We start from the raw sequence: 15,693 nt of genomic DNA, 5'->3' as shown, positions 1-15,693 counted from the left end.
GATGGAGGCCCTATGTTTGGAATAATGTTACGATTTAGCCCTGGATTTATTGTTTTTCCTTTCTTGGTAGCGGGTACAGAACCACCATCAATTCATGAATTGACAAGGGACTTTGAGAAAAAGACGAGAACTTCCTATGGCTCCCTTCCCCCCTCCACCAGTCTTTATCACTTAGAAGAGGTGAGAAAAAACAGTGATTATAGCCTTGCTTTGCAAGCTTATGATACGTCGGGGGCTGCCAGTAGTGATTATTCTGATTCCGAGGATGAGTATACTGAACGTATTGGCGAAACCTTTAAACAGCTTCAAGAAGAAAGTGAGGCCCGTCGCAAATTTAATACGAATAGCTTAGTGCACTTTATCATGCAGAACCAGGGTGTTGATGAGCATGAGCTCGATATTAACAGTATGACCTTCATTGATCACTTAAGCACCATTGAAGATCTTATCAATTTAAGTTTAGAGGCATTTGAAGGCGATCTAAAAAATGCGTTACTTGAAAAGAGTGCTATTAGTTTTTCCATCTTAACTGACACTCAAGAAGTAACAACGCGCCACAAACGGAATCTTCAGACAATTAATAAAACTCTTAAGAATATCTCTGATAATATCTCTCATCTCATTTTTAGTTATTACTCTTCGACAATCGCCGGATTGCTCTATAAATATTGCCAACCTAAAACCGAAGACTCGCAGGAAATATGGCAAAAGAAATCGCTCATTTTTACCACCAATCTACAAATACATTTGCTGCGTTTTAATGATTTATTCTTAAACGACTTTAGAAGCCATAATTTGCGCCGAGCCTTACAAAAAAACTTAGAATGCCATTTAATTAATTTCTTTATCGAAAGCTGCAGCTTTTTTAAATACTGGTACGAACATAACCGCTCTGCTCTTACCCAGAGCTTACACTGGCTTGGAGCCCGAGATTCGGGAACGAAGGAAAAGTTTAGTCAATTCACCCGCAGCTATCCCATCTTATTTGATTTCCTTTATGATAATGCAGTTAACAGTAGCCGTCTAAATGTGGCTAAAGAGGAAACATTAAATCACTTTAAACGTGTGGATAATAATTTCTCTGAGGGTGTTAGTACCTTTACAAGTTTATTAGGCTGGAGTGCACTAGCAGATCAGAATGGGCAGCCTGTTTCTTCGTCGACCAGCACTCCCTCAACAAAATCGACGACGTCCTGGGGCGGATGGTGGTGATCTTTTTTATGGATATCAGATAATCTGGTTACCAAGCTGAATGGAAATAGAGTATATATTGAGGCAATAACTGTAACTTTGTTTCCGCTAAACGATGACTTATTTTATTACCGGCACTGACACCAATGTGGGGAAAACAGTGGCATCTGCTTGGCTGGTTAACCAGCTTAAAGCAACCTATTGGAAACCCATCCAATCAGGCACCTTGGACGGACGTGATTGTGACACAGTTAAAAACTTATCGAGCTGTCCTGAGGAAAGTATTATCGCGAGCTGTTATGAACTTAGAGCGCCCTTGTCTCCTCATCAAGCAGCCAAGTTAGAAGATATTACCATTGATATTGAGTATATCTTGGCAACGTATAAGGCTCTGCCGAATAAAAATCGCTTAATCATTGAAGGTGCGGGCGGTCTAATGGTGCCTTTGAATGCTAATCAGTTAATGATTGATCTCATTCAAGCTCTTAAAGTTCCAGTTATTTTAGTGGCTCGTACCAGCTTGGGAACATTGAACCATACCCTGTTAAGTGTTGAAGCCTTAACCAATAGAGCCATTCCCATAATGGGAATTATCGCAGTGGGGAAAGATAACCCGGAAAATCTTTTTTCGCTTGAATACTATAGCGGCACCCATATTATCGCTCATCTCCCATTTCTCTCCCCCTTAAACTCATCCCAACTTACCACCATCCAACCAAAGAGAAAGTTATGCTAGCAACCAAAGATCAGCATTGCATCTGGCATCCATTCACCCAACATTATACCGCTGATGCCCCGATTGTTATTACTCAGGCGCGCGGTGCTTATTTGGTTGATGAAAATGGCAAAGAGTATCTAGACCTTATTTCATCCTGGTGGGTTAATCTTCACGGTCATGCCCATCCTTATATCGCCAAAGCCATTGCCGAACAGGCTCAACGCCTCGAACACGTCATGTTTGCCGGTTTTACCCATGAACCTGCGATCAACTTAGCCGAGTGTTTGCTTCAAATTGCCCCTAGTTATGATAAAGTCTTTTATACAGACAATGGCTCAACCGCCATCGAAGTCGCCTTAAAAATGGCCTATCAATTTTGGCTTAATCAGGGACAAAAACGGGCTAAATTTGTTGCCTTTACTGGCGCTTATCATGGCGATACGTTTGGGGCCATGGCTGTAGGCAAGACCTCAGGTTACTATGATCCGTTTTTTGATTTATTACTTGAAGTAACCTTTCTCCCCTACCCCGCCACATGGATAAATGATGATAGCGTCGACGAGAAAGAAGCCGCAGCCATCCAAAGCCTAGAAAGGTATTTAGAGGACCATGCTCAGGGCACGGCAGCGATTATCTTTGAACCTTTGATCCAAGGGGCCAGCGGGATGCATATGTGTCGCCCTCGCTTTATTGAAACCGTGGTAAAACGCTGCCGACAGGTCGGAGTTTTGACCATAGCCGATGAAATTATGACTGGCTTTGGTCGCACCGGCCAAATGTTAGCTTGTGACACCTTGAATGGACATTATCCTGACTTCTTGTGTCTCTCAAAAGGCATTACGGGTGGATTCTTACCCTTGGCCGTTACCCTATGTACCAATCAAATTTATGAGGCATTCTTGGGGACAAGTTATGCAAAAGCTCTCACTCATGGCCACTCGTATACCGCTAATCCTTTGGCGTGTGCGGCGGCGCTTGCGAGCTGGGACTTATTTAAGCAGGAACAAACTTTAAGCAAGATTAATACCCTAAGCCAAGCTCAAGCGCACTGGGCTGAGGCCTTATCGGCAGTACCCTGTGTTGAAAAATGCCGCCAACAAGGAACTATATTAGCCTTTAATCTGCGCAATTTTAACCCAGAGCAATTGCAAAAGTTTAAGCGTACTGTTATTGAGAACGGCTTAAATATCCGACCTTTAGGAGCAACCGTTTATACATTACCCCCTTACTGCGTTACCCCAGAACAGTTGCGCTCAGCATATGTAAAGGTTATAGATTATATATCCTAACTAAAGTAAAGACTTCTAATGCCTAGATTTGCTTATGTCAATGGTCGCTACCTGCCTCATCAAGAAGCCACAACCCATATTGAAGACCGAGGTTATCAGTTTGCGGATGGGGTTTATGAAGTGATGGTCTTAGTCAAGGGCAATCTTATTGATCTGGATCAGCACTTAGATCGTCTTGATTACTCCTTAGGCCAGTTACGGATCCCAGCCCCTTTATCGCGCCTTGCTTTAATTCATATTTGCCGCGAGGTTATTCGCCTCAATCGTCTTCACGATGCTATGGTGTATATTCAGGTTAGCCGCGGCATTGCCCCACGGTTACATTGCTTCAATCCGGGCCTTCGGCCGGTGGTGGTGGTTACAGCCTATCACGTGAATCAGCGCCAGCTCATGTTAAGCAAAGCCAGCGGCGTTAGGGTTATCACCAAACCTGATAGCCGTTGGGCTCGCCCTGATATTAAAAGCATATCCTTATTACCCAATATTTTGGGCAAACAAGAGGCCGCCGAAAAAGGATGTTATGAAGCAATTCTGTATCAAGCGGATGGCACCGTAACAGAATGCAACGCGACCAACGTCTGGATTGTCCGTGCGGATGGTGCTCTGCAAACCCATCCTCTAGCCCAGTGCATTTTAGGAGGCATTACGCGTCACAGAATCATAAACCTTGCCCAGGCGAATCATATCGCTGTTGAAGAGAAGGCTTTTTCTCTCGTTGAGCTTAAGGCAGCAAAAGAGGTATTTTTATCAGCATCAGTATCAGGAATTACTCCAGTCATCCAGATAGATGAAACAGTTATCAATTCAGGATTACCCGGAGAAATTTCTTTGAAATTGATGAATTTATACATGGACTATACTGGAGGGTAATATGCCTTATTCTGAAATGCAGAAACCTTATGCGATCTTATTTGATTGGGACAACACTTTAGTGGATACTATGCCGCTGATTTGTGCCTCACTTAATAAGGCTCTGACTCATTTTGGTATGGAACCTTGGTCTGAAGCAAAGGTCAAGCAAACGATCCAGCTTTCAGCTCGCGATGGCTTACCAGCTTTCTTTGGAGAGCGTTGGCAACAAGCGTCGTCCATTTTTAGGGATTACTACCATCAACATCACTTGGACTTTCTCACTCCCTTTGCCGGTGCACATGACCTGATAGAATATCTGTATGTCCAGAAGATTCCCATGGGTCTTGTCAGTAATAAGCAAGGGGATACGTTAAGAAAGGAAGTCTGTCATCTGAAGTGGGACCATTATTTCTCAGCAGTTATTGGGGCCGGTGATGCAGAAAAAGATAAACCTGACCCTGCGCCAGCTCGTCTGGCCTTAGAGCAAATGCAGCAAGTGCCCTCTTTAAATGTTTGGTTTATTGGTGATGCTCCTGTTGATTGGCAATGTGCCGAAGCTATTGGGTGCTGGCCAATACCTATCCGTTCCATTCATCAAGAAGCCAAAAGTTATCAGCAAGCAATAAAAAATTGCTCTGACCTCGAAAAAATTTTGGCAAAATTGTGAAATCCCCCTTGGAACTTTGCTAAATTCATCGTAACGTGGAATATGAATAAAATTTAAATAAATTACGGAGTTCACAAGTGGCAACTGATAAACCAGTTAACGTCCAAGACGTTTTCCTCAATCATGTTCGCAAAAACAAGACACCTTTAACCGTTTTTTTGATTAATGGAGTTAAATTGCAAGGTGTCGTTACTTGGTTTGATAGCTTTTCTATGTTATTGCGTCGCGATGGTCATTCACAGCTCGTATATAAGCATGCAATTTCAACGGTGATGCCACAAGGCCCCATACAGCTCTTCGAAGGGACCTCAACGCATCAATCAGAAGAGATTGTGGATTAAGCATCAAATTATCGTTTTATTATTGGCTTCCTTAAAGCGGTGCACCCGTTGAAGCCAGACTATATTAATAGGACAGTGGTGATAATTCGGAACCTAAGCTCTTGCCTTACTTCTTATCCCCATTGTCTTATCTCCATTTTTTAATTTTTCTCTTTTTCCGTTAAAAATTTCATAAAATATCCATTTCTATTGATCCTGGAATATCAGATAGTTTAAAAACTTATATTTTTACAGGAATCAAAGATGCAAGCGGAAAAATCTTCTTTGCTTTTTACCTTATTAATCTCAGCCCCCAGCCATGCTGAGGAAAGGGCTGCGATTATTCCTGGAGCAAATATAGCCCCTAGCTATTCTTATGTGTCTGAAAACGAAGGTATTGTTCCAGAATCGGAGGCCATTTTGAAAGAAGAATTAACGACGACCAGGCAGACATCCTTATTCTCTACCAGAAGCGAGGAAAACACAGACAGGGACGCCCCTCAAGTTGGGCCAGGAAGCAAGCAGTTTAAAACCCCCTGCCATTTTATCGTGTCTTATACAAAACGCTGTGAAAGAAGTGTGCAGACCTATAAGACCCAACCTTTAAACCAGGCAGGCTTGCAACGCTTTATCCAACAAGCAGCTGGGAATATTTTAATTACTCAGATAACTCGCACCATGCCCATCCATCCAGTTGTTGACAAGCCCTTGACATTACCTTTATTCAGCGCCCAAACCACGGACGCTCTACAGTCCGCATCGTCCCTTTTGGACACCCCCTCCATGCCTTCTAATGGACGTCCTTTAAAAAGCCAAGACCTTACACAGGCAACCCTTCCGTCGAGAAGCTATTTAGGTCAGCTGGTTAATTGGGCAACTGGCTTATTTGCCCCGCTTCCTGAATATTAAATAGAGGAATATTCTCATATTTTAAGACGAGAGTTAAAGTCTCGCCTTAGAAATGAATCATTCTTAATGGTTATCAGCTTATCTTAAAATTTAAAAGGCTCTTTACCGGGTTTATAGATGACATGGATCTTGGCATAATCTCGTTTACTGTCATCTAATTGATCGATAACCTTATAAACATTAATAGTTGCATGGTCTCGCGCTTCTATTCTTGCCCGCTCGATTGTGGCTTGTGTATTAAATGTGGAATAATTTTTAGCATGAACAATCAAAGCTTCCATATTTTCTGCCTGCGAATGAATGAATTCCCCATGACCTTTTTGGTCAATCATAATTTTATTGAACCAACCCTCAATAGACACCTTAGCATAATCACTAATTTCAGCTTTAGAATAATAATCATCCTTAACCAGTAAAGGATTACTGTTCAGCCTTGCCGGAGCATCATCCGAAGAAGTAAGCTGTAGAGAAGAATGAGCCTGCGCAAAGATCCCAAACTGATCTACAATTCCCACCATTTCAATATTGGAGTAACCATATAGATAGAAATAAGAAGGGATAGTTAAAATATTTAAGTGTTGAATATTAATTTTGGAATTGTCTTTGCCCTGGCTTTCAAAGAACTTGGTAAGGAGTGAATGATTTCCTTGCAGACTAATTTCCGCATAACCTTCGGTCGTGAGGGAGGAATTCGAAATTGAAGCATTCGCAGTCAAAGAAACTTTTTGCTCGGATCGCTCCTTAGCAACTAATTTCATATTTTTCACAGTTAAGTTGGTGGCAGTGGTTTTTGCAGACCCAGAAGAATTAAGCATCAATTGCTTAACCTTAATATCCCTCAGTTTAATTATCGAACTTTCTTCAGCTTTAATATTCAAACAAATGTTATCCATATCGGTTGAGGTGGGCAATAAAAGCTTAACTTTCGCTGCTTTAGAAATTGAGGAGGCAGGGCTATTCAGAAGGGAATGATCACACCCAGGACGGCTAGCAATACCTCTCTTAAAAACAGTACCTAGACCGTAGAGTTTTCCTGCCTGTTCAACAGATCCAGCGACAATGGTGCCCTGACTTAAAACACCTTTCTTCATTCTTACCTTTGACAATATGACCTCATTAAATTGCAGCTTGTCTGTTATCGTTGTTTCATCAAAAGCAGCCGCAAGTTCCTGCTGGGTGACGATAGATGAGTCGAAAGATGGTATGTGCACAGAGAGGTTGGCAGCACTCCCTTTCGATTTTATTGCACCAAACACTACGCGCATTTGCATCCTATCAGACCGCCCTCCTCCTAGCGGGGAAACTGCCCTGCCCCCTTGGAGGGAAGCAATCGTCTCTTCTTGCAAGCTAAGTCTATTGTATGCATTAACATAGGATATATTCTTCAAGGTACTTTCTGCACCCGTAGCAGTAATGTGGATCAGAGCATCATCGCTTTTCTCAATTATCAGCTGAGCACTTTTAAGAGAGAGATCGAGGTGAAAATCCTTTTCCGGCGGTATCTCCACATGTTGAGTCTGCCTAAGATCAGTTCCAGTAAAAACTTTCTTCTCAGGCATATCCATAGCTGGCAGCGCGGCGCTTAAAGCCGTGAAAAAAAGGAACATACAGAGTCTTAGCATATATCTTCTCCAGATTTTAAATTATATTTAAATAAAATAAATGTTAAATTGTTTTAATGTTGAATAAAAGGTAGAAGTTACTTTTACTTTGCAGAACAAACTGCGGTTAGAGAGCCGCATTTAGCCATGATGATCACTAGGTCATCCTTTTACCCACGGCTTTAATGAATTATCGGCCTTATACATTTCATCAACTCTCTCGAGTCGCTGTAAATTTTATAAGGGCTATGGTTTACTTCATTTCTTAAATAGTCCGACAAAGCAGATAAGGGCATGCAAGTCTTTGATTGTCTTTCTTATCTCTTGCTCGGTTGAAAAATGTCATACAAAGTACCATCTAAAAAGAAGAATGAGAAATAAAGCCATAAAAAGATTAATATAATTTCATAAATAAGAAGGATTAAAAAATGGCCCACTTAAGTAACTATTATAATTTATTTTTTATCAGTTGCCTGTCGAGTTTCAACTTAAGCTACAGCATGGATGCTGAGGCTAAGCTTAAAGAGGATCCTGAGCTGGCATACAAGTATCTGCTGCTGAAAGAAAAAGAAGCAAGGGGCAATACGGATGTCCCTTCACCGGGCGTCACAAGTGAGCTTTATTGCCCAGAACAGCTAAGCATGCTGGAAAATAAATTCAAAAAATGCTTAGGCGCAGAAGGCGAAAGTAACTCACTAGGGTTACCTTTTGTCGATGCTGAAAGCTTGCTTATCCATCTTCCCGCCCCTGTGTCTTCTTTCATTTCTAGCCAGCCTGCCTTAGATCAGCTTGATTTGAGATCTGCCGAAATAGCAATCTGTCCCTCGCCTGAACTAGAAGTTCTGCCTACTTTCTTAGACTCTCTTTCAGACTTACCCTCTGACCTCCTTGAACAGGGATTTGTTGTGAATCACAACATTAATGAGAAAGACGGTTCAACAAATGATCTTCTTCAATTAACGGAAAGTGACTTCCTATCTCAAGAGGGAAACCATTTCCTGGTTGTGAGCGAAAATAAAAGAAAAAGACAAAATAGTGAGAATGCAGATCCTCGTCAATTTTTTAAAAGAAGGTTAGGCGCTTCAAATGAGTCTTTAATGCCGATAAAGAGTGATGAAGAAGAGGAAAGTGAAGCTTCTGCAGAAAAATTTGAATCTAATTGAAAATAAAGCCTTGCATTCTTGTCGCCGGACACTTTCTTTCTGCGGCAAATTTTACTTTATAGATAAACGCAGGAGGGGGCATCCCCCTCTTTCAAAAGCATCCCTGTATGCCTCCTGACCTTGTAGACAATAATAATATACAATCAATTTATCTTGGCAGATCCTAAGCGCACCCCTTGCTTACTCATGTAAATTCAATCCTTTAACCTCTTCTCCAAAATTAAGCTTGTTTATTACTAAAGATTTCGGGCATTTTTATAAAAATATGAGACATGGATGAACAAGAATTATCTAACTAATTAATTTTTGATAAAATGAGAAATAGTAAGGAATTATAATGCTGAGAAAGATATCTATCTATGCTTCATTGTTTGGTTATTATTCAATTTTTATCGCTACAAGCTTCAGCATGGAAACGAGTGGAGAGCTTCCCTCAATCTCTTCTTCACCCCACTTACAAGAACAAAAGTTATTAGCACAGTCCACGGAACAGACGTCCAACGTCTCAAGTTTACTCCCCCTTTTTAATCCTACTTTAACCGCACTACCAAAGTTCTTGCAATTATGTGTATTCCCTCTCGATCTGCTTAGCCCTTCTCAAGCAGTTTTGAGCTCGGATAAAGGAGCAGAGCTAGATAACTTTCTAGAGCTTGTCAGTGCGATCAATATTTTTGGCAATCAATTTGATCCCTCCTTCTTATCAATACTTGCTCATGCGGAAACACCATCCCATAAAACACTATATACTGCACATTATGCTCGCTTCTATTTTATTGGTCTTAGCAGCCACCTTTACAAAAGCCTATTCCCAGAACGATACCCTTTATTTCCCGCAAGCCTGGCCCCTAACTCAAGAATTAATAGTTTCCAATGCTTTGAAGCGTTTTTAATGGCAGCCACACTAGAAATTGAAAAGCTTTACGATCAATTATGTGCAGAATTTACACGTATCGGTTTTAATAATGGCACCTTTGAAAACCATACCTATCAAGCGGCCGTCAATAATCTTAAACTTACGTTTACAAGTCGCGTTAAGCTTGCTTTAATCCCTTATGACGAAGAGAGAAATAATAAGCCAATTGAAATCTTTCCAACATCATCCCTATTTCCATTAGGGGAGACAACTTCTTTAGAAGTAAAAGCGGAGACGGGGATTAGTGAGCCTTATATGGATGAGGATAAATCTGTTCAATCTTTCCTCCTTTCATCATTGGCTACCAATATTTGGTCTTCTATACGTCACCAAGAAACTGCTCCTCCCACCCCAGAGATTAGCACGGTTAACAGTTACAGCCCTCCATTACAAGAAAGAGATCCTGCACCGTTTTCAGCACACTCCCGAAACCTCAGCGGACCTCTTCTGCCGCCAGCTACCATTTTTAAGGCAGAATTAATAGCCAGAAGGACTGATACCAGCAGCCAATTTAAACGAAGAAGCCCCTCCCCAGATTTACAAACCCCACCCCCTTATCAACGTCCTCGCCTTGACACGCAAACACTTAACAGTGCAGCAACTTTAACTAAAGTGGGAGCATCGGGTAATCAGAGAATGTTATCTAACGCTTTATCATCTATCAATCCTCAAAGCTTGGCTCTTCGCTCAACGACATTAGCTTCTAGCGTGCCTAAAGATTTAACTAAATCGCCCACTCCTCAATCGGGCGAAGTTAGTCCTGAGACAATTTTCAGGAATTTTCGCTATTCTCTTTTAAAATCTAAAATTGATCAATTAAAGGCCCATCTCAAAGTAAAGGGCTTAACTAATTTAACCTATCGCGAATATCGAAATTATTTGTGTGCCCAGGACAGCTTTAAGTCTCTCGATGAAGATCAGCAAGAGATTATACGTCAAAAGGTACTAAAATGTTTCCTTTATGAAGCTGAAGGATATATTCGCGCATTTAAAAAAATAATAGAGGACTGTCTTGAGGAAGCAAAGACAAAGGTACAAATAAGTGGGTTCGGTAATTTAACTTATCAAGAGTATATTCAGAAAATCTCATCCCCGATAACAATTGAGTCTCTGGAGGAATCCTGCAAAAATAAACATCTTGCAATTATAACCTCCTATTTTCTCTTAAGAATGGAGAAATATATTAGGCAAAGCATGGATTCGAAACCACTCCCTGACTACACCGCATCCTAATCAGCAGAGAAGTCGTATATAGCCGCTCCTAACAACTTAAGTGGTAATCTGGGCTCTCCTCATTACCTTGCGCCGGCAAGAAAGCTAAATTTCAAAAATAAAGCTATTTAAGGAAGGTACTAATATAATGTTTTACAGTAATATTAAGGTTCTAAGCTATCCTCTTCTGTTCACCTCTATGTTAACCTTAAGCTTTGCGACAGATACACTACGCAGAGTTACAGCCAATCCTGAATGGTTTGCTACAGTCTTAGAAGCAAGCATGCAACGTATAGCAGCTTGTGAGGACACAGATCCAGCGCCACAATCATCATCGCCCGAATTACAAACTTGCTCTTTTGCTTCTGCTTTCGAACCGCAGCTTTGTAGGCTGGCCGAATTTCAGCACCATTGTTCTAATTTTATGGACAAGATAGGAAGCTATATTCCTCCTATTAACTTGCAGAGCTATATCTCCACTCTAGGACAACAGTTTAATGCTGCCTTTTTTAGTGCGCTCCAATCAATACCACCGGCTGAAATTACTGCCATCAGAGCTCTCAAGCAAAGCTATTCAAAATTTTACCTGATTGGCATTATCAGCTATGGGCGCCGCCACCTGGTACCGCGGTCCCGTAAGGCAGCCTTTCCCTCCAACCTGGCTTCAAACTTTTGCATAGAGTGCCCCATTAGTTTTAGGCGCTTTCTTAATGAGAATCGGCAAAAGATTTCCAATACGTTTGACCGCATTATAAAGAGTCTGGAGGAGAGTGAGCTTAAGACCATCTGCACAGAGCGCTTATATATGCAGCAAATGTGGAGAATTGAAAAGAAGTTCAATAAATTATTCATGGTTGAGAATAAAAAAACTGCAGCGACGGCTTCGCTTACTCCTTCAACGCCCCCCTTACGACAGCTGCCAATAAAGAGAGACCAGCTAAAAGGAGAAAGACAACAAAAAGACCAACGGGGCATCCTTCGACCAGCAAGACAGTGAATGGTGAACCAACCCCTCCTCTATCCTTGCCTACTCAACATATACAACTTCTACTCCAAAATAGCGAGCCACCTCAGACCGTAGAGCCTCCAAAGCAGGATAATGGGCCTCACACCTATCGGTCTTTTACTTGGGGACCGTCTCAGTTAACCCGATCTAAACACTATTTATCCCAAGAACTGACGCTGCCGACAGGCGAGGTTATCTTTATTAATAGTGGTGGTGCTGTTTTTTACGGTGATCCCCTTAAGGCTAAAGTGGCTCTACCGGAGCATTTAGAAAAGGTCCGAAAAATTAGTAGCCAACTCTTTGCCTTATGGAGAAGCACCCAGATCTCCTTGGATGATTACCAGCAGGCTTACTTCAGTCTTGACACCATCCTGCATATCTTAGAGAACAACTTTGCTTTGTGTAATAGCCAACTTGTTAAATTCCTAAGGGGCATAGAAAGTGCTGACGATAATGACATTGAGAAGATTTTTAGGGAATGTCAGAGGCGAAGAATTCCGGCCCATGAATATGCTGAACAAATTTATAGCACCCTCAAGGTTGCTTATGAGTTTGCGCTTGAGAACAACATGCTCGTCGATTTTTTTACCTCTGCTTTTAAAGCCCCCAATTTGCCCGGAACCACTGCTGTTACTTTGCCCCATGAAAGTCTAGAGGACTGGTTTAAGAGATCATCGGCTATGTTAGAGATATACGATTCCTATCCCCTTACAATATAGCTAACTGGTAACCATTTAACTCTCAAAGACTTCAAATTAGTTAGGACAAATAATGCTGAAAAAATTATCTTTCTGTGCCTTTTTACTTGGTCATTATCTGCTCTCTATAATGGCGAGTTCTAGCATGGAAGCCCCTGATGGCTTTTCGAAGGATCAAGAGCGGAGAGCTGCTGCGTGCAGTGCTGACGAGAGGAGCAAAGTAACAGCACCACCATTGCTCGAAAGTGAAGAGAAAATAGGGACAGTGGCACCACCAGGGGAAAAAATGGAAAATATGTCTATTTTCTTGCAGAACTTTAATTCAACATTGATTACCTTTCCAGAATTTCAGAAATTATGTATTAATCAATTGGCGCTGCTAGAGCCCCTCCAAGAGGCTAACATTCTTGATGCGGTAGCAGATTTAGAAAGGTTTATCGAGATAACAGAAGCAATCAATTTATTTAGCACCCACTTTGATCCGCCCTTCCTTTCACTGATTGAACATGCAGACGTCCAACCCTGTAAATCCCTATATGTCACCGATTATGCTAAATTCTACTTTATTGGCCTTAGCCATTTGCTCTATTACCGTATAGCTCCCGAAGCACCGCCTTTATTCCCTGCCAATCTGACAACAAATTTAACTATTGAAGACGCTCATATTTTTAAGTTTTTTTTGAGTACAACAGCCCTGGAAATTGGAGGGCTTTACTTTCGCCTTTGTGCTGAATTGACGCTCATCGGTATTAACGCTCAAACCTTTGAACTGAGTAGTTATAAAGAGGGCCTATATGAGATTGAAGGAAGATTCTGGTACTCTTTAGGCCGCAAGGGCGATTTGACAATGGACAAGCAATGTCCCTGCCAGATTGGAACGCCTCCACTTACTGGCCGAGCATTTGCAGGTGAGAATAGCTCCTTAGAAGTTGAAGCAAATCCGGTAGCTAATCGATCTTATATTGAATTCTTTAAGAGCAAGCTAGCCCATACCACCCCTTTCAAGATTTATTGCTTAGATCATCTATCTTTTTTAGCCCCCGCTATTAAGTATGCACGAATTGAGGATGTTATAATCGCCATGGAGCAAGAATTTACGCCCTACTTTAGGGTTTTATTTAGGACGGCTGCTGAGGCAGACGTCAAGCGGTGTCTGTTACAAAATTATGCACGATTTTATTTTATTGGGATTATTAGTTATCTTCGCAGAGAGTTAATGGGCAGCAAGTTTTGTTGTCCCTTTCCTGTTCAAATACGAGACAAGGTGAAAGTTGAATACAATCCAGGATTCAAGCTATTCTTGACAGAAAATCCTCTTTTAGAAAATTTATTTAGCTTGATGGTCGATAACTTCACGACTCACGGCGCCACCGGTCCCTTCTTAAGATCAAGAACCTATTACCGTATGATTGATGACCTTGAAGAGACATTTATTGCTGCAGTGAAGTGTGGAAAAGTATCTAATCGATCTAGCCGATTCTACAGACAAACTAAGATAGCTTCCTCTCCTGGCCAAAAGGCAACAGTTGGCACGTCCCTCCCTAAAGAACAAGCCGCTGTAGACCCCACGACAATTAATCAGGTCAGCAATAAGGAGTGCCTATCTCATGCTTTACCAAGCACAGTTGGCGCCTTCCGCCGACAAGAATCTTACTCACAGCCATTCACTATCCTACCGGCCGAAAATGGAGATGCAACCCGCCTCACTCATAAGCGAAAAAGAGCTACAGACACCTCTCACAGTTACTCTCTCTGCCAACGTTCACGCACCGAGAGCAGCACGAACGGAGCACAATCTCTCTCTGTCCCTGTCGCCAGGAAGTCGACCGATCGCTTGCCTGATAATTTGCCACAAGTGCAACCTCAGGCAGTAGTAACTTCGCCGAGCGCTCCTGTCGCTTCTCCCTTACCGCCTTCTGATTTAGCATTTTCCTGGGTAGAAAGTGGCAGTGTATGTCCAGAATGTTTATATCCGCCCTACCATTCGTTGACCGAAGAAGCTATGTCCGACGAAATATTCTGCCATTGGAGCGTGACCTTATCAAAACGGTTACGTGTTTTATTAGAATATCATCTAAGAATAACAAGCCTCAACAATCTGACTTATCAAGAATATAGAGATTATATTACGAGTGACGATAGGCTTAGTAAATTAGGAACGGGGCAACAAATATTACTGCAAGAGGCTGAGGTGATTTTTCGAAAGACAATAAATAATTTTGGTCAGTTCTTTATGTCCCTAATCAAATACTATACTCGAGAAGCCATGTTGAATCTAAAAATAGATCAGCTTGACGGACGCACCTATGTGCAGTGCAGAGCAGAACTCCCAGAGTTCGAAAGATTTAAACAGCTCAGCCCATCTCGTCAGAAAAGAATTGAGCGGATCGCCTTCATACACTTCCTAAATGCTGCTCTCATCCCTGTCCTAGAGAGAATAAGAGCAAAGCTAGCTTATCACTTTACCGCCCCTTCCTAAGAGGCAGCAGCCGTCTTGTTCGCATACCTGATTGATAGCGTTACAGAGTAGCAGTTCTCAATCTATGCTGCTCTTAAAACTTAACCGGTGAGGAGTAAAAGACCTGCTACCTGGAAGTCTTACTTAGTCTCACCATTAAATGCTTTAACGACCCTTCAAATTTGCTATCATTATCTTTCTTACCTTGCCTTGGTACCTACCTTTATAAGCGGCAAGCCCACAATTTTTGCCCTACACAGGTCCCAAGAGAAATATATACTTTTTATTTATTTTAGCTAAATTATACTAAAATCAACCTTTTTAAAAAATTTGGGGAATACTGAATAAAATTACATCCATTATTTGACAGACAGGTGATGTCATGAGAAAAACTATGACGCCACTTATTCTTACAGCAACAATGGTTTGTGTTGTTCAGGCTAATGTATTCAAAGGTTACTCTGTAGGCCTAAGCGCAGGCATCCTTTCTTCACACAATAATATTAGCACCAAAGAGTATATGCCGGTTTCAAATTATAAAAGTAAAGCCTATAAAGCTTTTGGTAGTTATGGAATTCAGTTTGGTTACCATTATTCTTCAGCAAATAGTTGGTACTGGGGCGTAGGTGTTGACTTGCTGCTTTATCCGGCAAAGGCAGAGATCATGATTCTAAATATCCAACAGTAGGCTTTAAG

Annotated in this window: 14 protein-coding genes; 13 read left to right on the top strand and 1 reads right to left on the bottom strand. The window is 41.6% G+C overall.

Features of this window, described 5'->3' with window-relative positions; all coding sequences use genetic code 11:
• Positions 1-12 precede the first annotated feature (12 nt).
• From HMO_RS0107840 to HMO_RS0107810, 7 genes are all read left to right on the top strand, one after another.
• A complete protein-coding gene (locus HMO_RS0107840; protein WP_139016858.1) occupies positions 13-1,212 on the top strand; it encodes a hypothetical protein in 1,200 nt (399 codons plus the stop codon).
• Positions 1,213-1,306: 94 nt separating this feature from the next.
• Positions 1,307-1,927 carry a dethiobiotin synthase gene (gene bioD / locus HMO_RS0107835; RefSeq protein WP_010301042.1) on the top strand — a complete coding sequence of 207 codons (621 nt, stop codon included), beginning with the start codon at positions 1,307-1,309 and terminating at the stop codon, positions 1,925-1,927.
• A complete protein-coding gene (gene bioA, locus HMO_RS0107830) occupies positions 1,921-3,198 on the top strand; it encodes an adenosylmethionine--8-amino-7-oxononanoate transaminase (protein ID WP_010301037.1) in 1,278 nt (425 codons plus the stop codon). The genes bioD and bioA overlap by 7 nt, the downstream gene beginning before the upstream one ends.
• Positions 3,199-3,216: 18 nt before the next feature.
• The gene (locus HMO_RS0107825) at positions 3,217-4,068 is read left to right on the top strand and encodes a D-amino-acid transaminase (protein WP_010301033.1); all 852 of its coding nucleotides are present in this window, start codon (positions 3,217-3,219) and stop codon (positions 4,066-4,068) included.
• Between the two features lies 1 nt (position 4,069).
• A complete protein-coding gene (locus tag HMO_RS14310; protein ID WP_010301030.1) occupies positions 4,070-4,717 on the top strand; it encodes an HAD family hydrolase in 648 nt (215 codons plus the stop codon).
• 77 nt (positions 4,718-4,794) lie between these two features.
• Positions 4,795-5,058 carry an RNA chaperone Hfq gene (gene hfq / locus HMO_RS0107815; RefSeq protein WP_010301028.1) on the top strand — a complete coding sequence of 88 codons (264 nt, stop codon included), beginning with the start codon at positions 4,795-4,797 and terminating at the stop codon, positions 5,056-5,058.
• Positions 5,059-5,301: 243 nt separating this feature from the next.
• Positions 5,302-5,946 carry a hypothetical protein gene (locus tag HMO_RS0107810; RefSeq protein WP_010301025.1) on the top strand — a complete coding sequence of 215 codons (645 nt, stop codon included), beginning with the start codon at positions 5,302-5,304 and terminating at the stop codon, positions 5,944-5,946.
• An 83-nt stretch (positions 5,947-6,029) separates the two neighbouring features.
• Here the strand turns inward: HMO_RS0107810 and HMO_RS0107805 are convergent, their stop codons facing one another.
• Complete coding sequence (locus tag HMO_RS0107805; protein ID WP_010301023.1) at positions 6,030-7,553, bottom strand: hypothetical protein; 1,524 nt, start codon at positions 7,551-7,553, stop codon at positions 6,030-6,032.
• 422 nt (positions 7,554-7,975) lie between these two features.
• Here HMO_RS0107805 and HMO_RS0107800 point away from each other — a divergent pair, with 422 nt between their 5' ends.
• From HMO_RS0107800 to HMO_RS0107775, 6 genes are all read left to right on the top strand, one after another.
• Entirely contained in the window at positions 7,976-8,710 is a 735-nt protein-coding gene (locus HMO_RS0107800) for a hypothetical protein (RefSeq protein WP_010301021.1), read from the top strand.
• Between the two features lie 337 nt (positions 8,711-9,047).
• Positions 9,048-10,856 carry a hypothetical protein gene (locus HMO_RS0107795; RefSeq protein WP_029448669.1) on the top strand — a complete coding sequence of 603 codons (1,809 nt, stop codon included), beginning with the start codon at positions 9,048-9,050 and terminating at the stop codon, positions 10,854-10,856.
• Between the two features lie 127 nt (positions 10,857-10,983).
• Positions 10,984-11,832 (top strand): hypothetical protein, encoded by an 849-nt coding sequence (locus HMO_RS0107790; RefSeq protein WP_010301017.1) that lies wholly within the window; start codon positions 10,984-10,986, stop codon positions 11,830-11,832.
• A complete protein-coding gene (locus HMO_RS0107785; protein ID WP_010301014.1) occupies positions 11,829-12,560 on the top strand; it encodes a hypothetical protein in 732 nt (243 codons plus the stop codon). The genes HMO_RS0107790 and HMO_RS0107785 overlap by 4 nt, the downstream gene beginning before the upstream one ends.
• A gap of 52 nt (positions 12,561-12,612) precedes the next feature.
• Positions 12,613-15,018 (top strand): hypothetical protein, encoded by a 2,406-nt coding sequence (locus HMO_RS0107780; RefSeq protein WP_010301011.1) that lies wholly within the window; start codon positions 12,613-12,615, stop codon positions 15,016-15,018.
• A 361-nt stretch (positions 15,019-15,379) separates the two neighbouring features.
• Complete coding sequence (locus tag HMO_RS0107775; RefSeq protein WP_139016856.1) at positions 15,380-15,685, top strand: hypothetical protein; 306 nt, start codon at positions 15,380-15,382, stop codon at positions 15,683-15,685.
• Positions 15,686-15,693 lie beyond the last annotated feature (8 nt).

Origin of the sequence: Candidatus Odyssella thessalonicensis L13, assembly GCF_000190415.1 — a bacterium.
Lineage (GTDB): Bacteria > Pseudomonadota > Alphaproteobacteria > Paracaedibacterales > Paracaedibacteraceae > Paracaedibacter > Paracaedibacter thessalonicensis.
Note: the sequence above shows the minus strand (reverse complement) of the source record. Positions and strands in the feature narration are given on the sequence as shown.

What these genes read in the sequence shown, in the direction of transcription:
- HMO_RS0107840 (WP_139016858.1), top strand. Translation starts at nt 13, where the DNA reads ATGTTTGGAATAATGTTACGATTTAGCCCTGGATTTATTGTTTTTCCT.
- bioD (WP_010301042.1), top strand. Translation starts at nt 1,307, where the DNA reads ATGACTTATTTTATTACCGGCACTGACACCAATGTGGGGAAAACAGTG.
- bioA (WP_010301037.1), top strand. Translation starts at nt 1,921, where the DNA reads ATGCTAGCAACCAAAGATCAGCATTGCATCTGGCATCCATTCACCCAA.
- HMO_RS0107825 (WP_010301033.1), top strand. Translation starts at nt 3,217, where the DNA reads ATGCCTAGATTTGCTTATGTCAATGGTCGCTACCTGCCTCATCAAGAA.
- HMO_RS14310 (WP_010301030.1), top strand. Translation starts at nt 4,070, where the DNA reads ATGCCTTATTCTGAAATGCAGAAACCTTATGCGATCTTATTTGATTGG.
- HMO_RS0107810 (WP_010301025.1), top strand. Translation starts at nt 5,302, where the DNA reads ATGCAAGCGGAAAAATCTTCTTTGCTTTTTACCTTATTAATCTCAGCC.
- HMO_RS0107805 (WP_010301023.1), bottom strand. Translation starts at nt 7,553, where the DNA reads ATGTTCCTTTTTTTCACGGCTTTAAGCGCCGCGCTGCCAGCTATGGAT.
- HMO_RS0107800 (WP_010301021.1), top strand. Translation starts at nt 7,976, where the DNA reads ATGGCCCACTTAAGTAACTATTATAATTTATTTTTTATCAGTTGCCTG.
- HMO_RS0107795 (WP_029448669.1), top strand. Translation starts at nt 9,048, where the DNA reads ATGCTGAGAAAGATATCTATCTATGCTTCATTGTTTGGTTATTATTCA.
- HMO_RS0107790 (WP_010301017.1), top strand. Translation starts at nt 10,984, where the DNA reads ATGTTTTACAGTAATATTAAGGTTCTAAGCTATCCTCTTCTGTTCACC.
- HMO_RS0107780 (WP_010301011.1), top strand. Translation starts at nt 12,613, where the DNA reads ATGCTGAAAAAATTATCTTTCTGTGCCTTTTTACTTGGTCATTATCTG.
- HMO_RS0107775 (WP_139016856.1), top strand. Translation starts at nt 15,380, where the DNA reads ATGAGAAAAACTATGACGCCACTTATTCTTACAGCAACAATGGTTTGT.